A 6,423-nucleotide genomic window follows, 5' to 3' on the forward strand; every position below is an offset into this window, starting at 1 on the left:
GATATTAAGCGCGAGGTTCCCGCCGGTGAAGGACGAACGAAATCTCGGTTCCGTTGCGGTTGTTCGAGCCTCAGCCGACGGGGAGGCCGAACAGCCGGGCGGCGTTGCCGTGGCAGACCGCGCGCAGCCACTCCTCGTCCGGGGCGAACGCGACCAGGCACTCCAGGGCGTGCGCGTAGGAGTAAGGGATGTTCGGGAAGTCGGAGCCGAACAGGACGCGTTCCCGCAGGTCGTCCAGCCGGGGGAGCTCAGCGCGGGGGAAGGGGGCCTCCGCCTCGGAGAAGTCGGTGAAGGACATCGTGGTGTCCAGCGTCAGCCCGCCGTACCGGTCGGCCAGGTCGAGGAAGTCCGAGTACTCCGGGGAGCCCATGTGGGCGATGATCAGCCGGAGCCGGGGATGCCGCCGCAGCACCTCGCCGATCGGCCCGGGACCGGTGAAGGCCCCGGGGGCCGGGCCGGATCCGCAGTGCGTGACCACCGGGACCCCTGCCTCGGCCAGCAGGCCCCAGACGGGGTCCAGCAACTCGTCGCGCGGATCGTATCCGCCTACCTGGAGATGGGCCTTGAACACCCGCGCCCCGGTGGCTACGGCGTCGGCGACGTAGTCGGCGGCCTCGGGCTCGGGGAAGAACGTCGCCGTCCGCAGGCAGTCGGGGGTGCGGGCGGCGAAGTCCGCGGCCCAGGCGTTCAGCCAGGCGGCCATGCCGGGTTTGTGCGGGTAGAGCATCGAGGTGAACGCCCGGACGCCGAACTCCCGCAGGGTGGCCAGGCGCTCCTCCTCGTCCGTCCGGTAGGCGATCGGCCATTCCCGCCCGGTCATCGGGCCCGCCGAGTCGAAGTACGCCCACACCTTGTCCAGCACCCGCTTCGGCATGAAATGGGTGTGGACGTCGATGATCCCCGGCAGTCCCAGACCCTGCCAGAACTTTCGGACCCGTTCGGCTTCCCGCATGCCGGTCAGCTTAGGTCAGGACGCCGGTGCCCAGGAGCGCGGCGGCCAGCCCCACGAGGACGCCCACGAGCACCGCGACGAGCGTCCTGAGCCCGCCCAGCCGGGAGAGCCGGCCGCGCCGCGCCGCCTCGGGAGCGGGCGGCGGAGGCGCGGAGACCGCGGGCGGGGAAGCGGCCCGTACGGGGTCGGGTGCCGGGGGCATTCCCGTGACGGCCCCGGCCAGGGCGACGGTGCCGAGCCGCTCCCAGTCCGGCCCGTACGCGGCGACGGCCGTCTCCTCCAGTTCCGCGGCGAACTCCAGCGCGCTCCCCGGGCGGTCCTCGGGCCGGGCGGCCATCCCCCGGCGGACCAGGGGGCGGAGCTCCTCGGGCAGGGGGCGGTCGCCGCCGTCACCGGTCAGGCACTCGGCGAAGACGGCCGTGGCGGCGTAGACGTCGGTGAAGGGGTCCGCGGGGGAGCCCGTCCGCTGCTCGGGCGCGGGGTAGTCCGGTGCCGCCGGGGCGCCGTCCGGGCCGTCCGGCCTGGTCACGCCGAAGTCGGTGAGCCGGGTCGTCCCGTCGGGCTGGACGACGACCGCGACGGGCCGGTAGTCCCGGTGCAGGACGCCCGCCCCGTGCACGGCGCCCAGCGCCAGGAGGGAGTCCTTCAGCACACGCAGCGCGGCCTCCGGGGCCAGGACCCGGTACCGGCCGAGCAGGGTGTGCAGGTCCACCCCCTCCACGGGGTCCAGGATCAGGGCGCCTCCGTCCGGAGCGCTCTGGAAGCCCCGCACACCGACCACGCCCGGCGCGCCGAGCCCCGCGAGCACCTCGGCCTCCCCGCGCAGCTCATCGAAGCGCGCCGCCACATGGCGGACGACGGCCTGCTCGCCCGAGGCGAGATGCCGGGCCAGCACCACCCGGCCCCGGGCCCCGGCACAGAGTTCGGTGATCTCCTCATATCCCGCAAGCGTCACGGGAGAACCCTAGTGGTGATCAAGCATGGCGAGACCCCGGAACGTAACGGCGGGAATGTACTTCCCACACATCTTCGGCGGACGACTCCGCGCCGCAGAGCGGTCCCTTCCTCCGCGAACCTCCCTACGCTTCGGGCGCACCGAACAGTCCGGAAGGCGAGGGCACGTGGCGACCGTGATGATCGATCGGGAAGAACGGCGGGAAGGCCGGGCGAGGCGCCTGGCCGACGCGTTCGACTGGGGGTGGCTGGGGCCGCTGCTCGTCGCGGCGTACGCCTTCACGGTGGTGTTCGTCCGGCTGGGCGACCCGCACGAGCTGATGTGGGACGAGACGTACTACGCCAAGGACGCCTGGGCGCTGCTGCACTCCGGCGTCGAGCTGGCCTGGCGGGACCAGCCGGGCGGGCAGCCCGCCAACGGCCTCGTCATGGCCGGGAACCCCGAGGCGGGCCTGCGGCAGGGCACGGCCGGATACGCCGTCCACCCGCCGCTGGGCAAATGGCTGATCGCCCTGGGCGTCGCGGTCTTCGGCATGGACCCGTTCGGGTGGCGGGTCGCCGCAGGCCTGGCCGGGGTGCTGATCGTCCTCATCGTCGCCCGCACCGCCCGGCGCGTGTTCGGCTCGACGCTCCTGGGCTGCGCCGCCGGGCTGCTGGTCGCGCTGGACGGCTCCTGGCTGGTGGCCTCCCGCGTCTCGATGCTCGATGTCTTCCTCGCCCTGTTCATCGTCGCGGGCTTCGGCTGCCTCGTCGTCGACCGCGACCGCACCCGCGAGGCGCTGGAGGCCCGCACCGGGCCGGGAGGGTTCGGGCCGTTCCTGTGGCGGCCGTGGCGGATCGCGGCGGCCGTCTGCCTCGGCCTGGCGTGCTGCACCAAGTGGGCGGGGCTGTACGCGCTGGTGTTCTTCTGGGCGCTGGCGCTGCTGTGGGACCGGAGCGCGCGGGCGCGGGCCGGGGCGTCCCGGCCCTGGACCGGCACCCTGCTGCTGGACGCGGCGCCGTCCCTGCTGACGGTGTGGGCGGTCGCGCTGGCGACGTACACGGCCGGATGGTGGGGCTGGTTCGTGTCCGGCACCGGACTGCAGGAACGGCTGTTCGGCCGGACGCTCCCCGGCGCGGGCCGGCTGTGGGCCGAGACGCACCCCAGCGGCTTCTGGCCTGGATTCCTCGACCCGCTGCGCTCGCTGTGGCACCGGCACGCGGAGGTCCTGGAGTTCCATCGCGGCGTCACCGGCTCCCATCCCGCGCAGTCCTGGCCGTGGGAGTGGCTCTACCTGGGGCGTCCCGCCGGGATGCACTTCCGGATCCACCAGGGCGGGCGGGAGGGCTGCACGCCGGCGGACCAGTGCGTCACCAGCGTGACGGACCTCGGCACCCCGGCGATCTGGTGGGCGGCGCTCCTGGCCCTGGCCGTCCTGTTCGTGCTGATGATCCGCTCCTGGGACTGGCGGGCCGGAGCCGTCCTGTGGGGTTGCCTGGCGGGTTTCCTGCCGTGGCTGCCGTCGGCGGCCGAAGGACGCGTCATGTTCTCCACCTACGCGCTCCCGATGCTGCCCTTCGCGGCCCTGGCGCTGGTGCTGCTGTTCGCCAAGGCGCTGGAGGCGGCGCGCGACCGTCCGGCGCTCCGGATCCCGGTGTCCCTGGTGGGAGCCGCCTACCTCGGGATGGTCGCGTGGAACTTCTGGTACTTCTACCCGGTCCTCACCGCCGACGTCGTTCCCTACGACGCCTGGCACGCCCGGATGTGGCTTCCGAGCTGGATCTGACGGCGCTCTCGATGGCGTCGCGCTCCGCGGCGACCCGCTCGTGGGCGGTCGGCGGGACGGAAGGGGCGAATGCGGCCAGCCGGCGGCGGCGCGACCACAGACCCAGGTGCGTCAGCGACAGCAGCAGCACCCCGCCGACGGCGACGCCCCTCGCGGAATGCTCGTCCAGCGCGGGCAGCAGGGGGTCGCGCCCGGACACCAGGCCGAGCGCGGGAGGCGAGGCCGGGACGGAGGGCGCGACCGTGGGCAGCGACGGCAGCAGGCCGAGATCAGGGTTCTGCGCGGGAGGACTGCTCGGGTCCCCGGCCAGGGGCCCGAGCCAGTTCGGAAGCGAGGCCGACGGAGCCGGCGTGGTACCTCCGGGGGCCGGGCCTGACGGGTCGTCGGCGCCGTTCGAAGCGGCGGGCGCGGTGCTCTCGTCATCGGACGGCTTCGGCTTGTCCGAGCCGCTCGGAGTCGGATCCGGCTGCTCGGCCTCGGGCTCGGCGGAGGGCTCCTCCGGGTCGGGTTCGGGCTGCGGCGCCGGTTCCTGCGGCTGCGGCTGCGGCGCGGGCGCCGGGACGTCCAGGTCCACGAAGTTGTAGGACGTGGGGGAGGACAGGGTCGCGCCCGCCCGCTCGGCCTCCACCCCGACGGCCAGCGCTCCGGACGCAGAGGCCGGGACGTCGAAGGACGCGCGGCAGGTGCCGGAGCAGGGGCCGGTGGAGGCTCCGCCGCGCTCGCTGCTCACCTCGTAGCCGGTGATGTCGGGCTCGGTGTTGGCGTCCCAGACGACCGTGACGGTCCGGCCCGACACCGAGGCCCGCACCCCGGTGGGGGCCGCGGGCCGCGCCGCCATCCGGAACGTGCTCTCGCTGTCGTCGCCGTCCAGGGCGTCGAACCGCACCTGGTGCGTGCCGTTGGGCACCGTCCGGCCGTCCAGGGTGTACGTCAGTTCCCGGTCGCCGCCCGCGTCGCGCACCACCCCGTCCACCAGCAGCCGCCCGCCGCTCTCCGGAGCCCGCACCCGGATGGTGACGGTGCGGGCGGTGACGGTCGAGCCGTCCGCCGGGGAGATGGAGGGCCCGGCCGCCCGCGCGGGGACGGCCAGGACGACGGGGACGGCCGCCGGCGCGAGCAGGCCGAGCAGGAAGGGGAGTGCCGCGGGCAGGGAGGCGCCGCGCGTCGGCATGGAGGGTCCTTTCACAGGTCGTGGTAGGTGCGGTACGTGCGGGAGAAGTCGTTGCGCTCGCGGAAGTTGATGAAGCTCATGGTCGACGAGACGTCGAGGCCCTCGACGTAGTGCCACCAGCCGATGGGGATGAACAGCAGGTCCCCGGGGCCGATGACGCACTCCACGACGGAGGCCTCGCGCATCGCCGGGTGCCGCTCGTAGTCGACGCCGCTCCCGTCGACCCGCGAGTAGCAGTGGAAGTGGTTGTAGACGTGCGCGGTCTCGGTCATGGGGATGAGCTTGACCTTCTTGCGGCCGACGACCTGGGCCATGAAGTTGTTGGTCAGGTCGTGGTGGAAGGGGGTCTTCGTGCCGGCCGGGCCGAGCCAGAAGAACCCGGTGTCGGGCGAGTCCGGATCGAGGTACTCGGTGACGGTCTCGATGTCGTCCCACAGGCCGGCCAGCGCCTCCCGGTTCACCCCGGTGTTGTTGGCCGTCATGTAGAAGTCGTTGGTCCGTCCCGACCGCTCGATCAGGTCGACGTAGTCGCCGAAGAGCATGGTCCGGACGTGCTTCTCCCGGTTGATCTCGAACTCGGGGTCGGAGTCGCGGCCGAACTGCACCTCGACCTCGCGGTCGCCGTACTCGGCGCGGAAGTGGCCGAGGCCCCACTTCGCCAGGGCGGGCCAGGACGCGAGCCGACCGGTGATGACGACGGGCCGGTTCTGGAAGTAGTACTCCTCGAAGAACTCGTCGCGGGAGAGCAGCTCCCGCCGGGGTACGGCCGTGCTCCCCGACCGCATCCGGTTGAGCTGGGAGAGGACCGACAACGTCCACTCCCGTTTGGACAGCCGGTTGCGCATCCGGGTGGCGCCCACCAGATAGGGGTTGCTCAGCGCGGCCTCGAGTTCGCGCACCGCCTCTTCGGAGGAGAAGCCCTGCTCGACGAGCTTGGCGTGCAGGGCGTTCGGCGGTGTCTCCAGCAGCAGGTTCTCGGCGATCCAGCGCCGCCAGTCGTCCCGCGAGGGCGTCGGTGAGGACATCAGGGGCCTTTCTTCTTCGGGTGCCGGGGCCTCAGGCCTTCGGGCGCAGCTCGACGGTGTTCCCCGAACCCGCGGTCATCGTGTTGACCAGCGGGGTGAGCGGGCCGCAGTCGTGCAGCGGGGGCAGGTAGTACCGCCCGGTGAGCACGGTGCCCTTCCTCTTCGATCTGAGGTTGATCTCGGCGGGGGAGTACGTGCGGCAGTCCGCGCCGCCGCCGAACGGGATGCCGTACAGCTTGAGCTCGGTGACCTTCACGTGGAGTCTCGAACGGGAGGTGAGCACGCCCTTCTTGAACGCGCCGGTGGTGTCGCCCTTCGGCTCGAAGACGACCCTGGCCCGCACCGGGAGGACGCCCAGCACCTTGAACCTTCCGGTCGCGGAATGCAGCGACAGCCGTCCGGCGTAGTGCTTCGTCCTCGGATCGAAGTGCGCCTGGAGCCTGCCGGACAGCGGCACGGAGCCGTTGGCGCGCTTGATGAAGGTGGAGCCCTTCAGCTTCACGGAGTAGGGCGTCGTTCCGCCGGGCGGCGTTGGTGTTGGTGTGGGCGTGGGAG

The 6,423-nt window shown here is 72.7% G+C and carries 5 protein-coding genes and 1 pseudogene; 1 reads left to right on the top strand and 5 read right to left on the bottom strand.

The window, feature by feature from the left end; genetic code table 11:
• Positions 1-70: 70 nt before the first annotated feature.
• Both ABGB12_RS30950 and ABGB12_RS30955 read right to left on the bottom strand, forming a co-directional pair.
• Positions 71-952: an amidohydrolase family protein gene (locus ABGB12_RS30950; protein WP_347683360.1), complete on the bottom strand. Its 882-nt coding sequence runs from the start codon at positions 950-952 to the stop codon at positions 71-73.
• A gap of 10 nt (positions 953-962) precedes the next feature.
• Entirely contained in the window at positions 963-1,907 is a 945-nt protein-coding gene (locus tag ABGB12_RS30955; protein WP_347683362.1) for a hypothetical protein, read from the bottom strand.
• Between the two features lie 166 nt (positions 1,908-2,073).
• Between ABGB12_RS30955 and ABGB12_RS30960 the strand changes: the two genes are divergently transcribed.
• Positions 2,074-3,672, top strand: coding sequence for a phospholipid carrier-dependent glycosyltransferase (locus ABGB12_RS30960; RefSeq protein ID WP_347683363.1), 1,599 nt, complete (start codon positions 2,074-2,076; stop codon positions 3,670-3,672).
• Here the strand turns inward: ABGB12_RS30960 and ABGB12_RS30965 are convergent.
• The 3 genes and pseudogenes from ABGB12_RS30965 to ABGB12_RS30975 form a co-directional block, all read right to left on the bottom strand.
• On the bottom strand, positions 3,608-4,843 hold the full coding sequence (locus tag ABGB12_RS30965; RefSeq protein WP_347683364.1) for a hypothetical protein: 1,236 nt from the start codon (positions 4,841-4,843) through the stop codon (positions 3,608-3,610). The genes ABGB12_RS30960 and ABGB12_RS30965 overlap by 65 nt on opposite strands.
• A gap of 11 nt (positions 4,844-4,854) precedes the next feature.
• Positions 4,855-5,868, bottom strand: coding sequence for a cupin-like domain-containing protein (locus ABGB12_RS30970; RefSeq protein WP_347683366.1), 1,014 nt, complete (start codon positions 5,866-5,868; stop codon positions 4,855-4,857).
• A gap of 31 nt (positions 5,869-5,899) precedes the next feature.
• Positions 5,900-6,423 (bottom strand): annotated as a pseudogene (locus ABGB12_RS30975) (fibronectin type III domain-containing protein); the annotation flags it as partial.

It is taken from the genome of Actinocorallia sp. B10E7, from assembly GCF_039871655.1.
Classification (GTDB): domain Bacteria; phylum Actinomycetota; class Actinomycetes; order Streptosporangiales; family Streptosporangiaceae; genus Actinocorallia.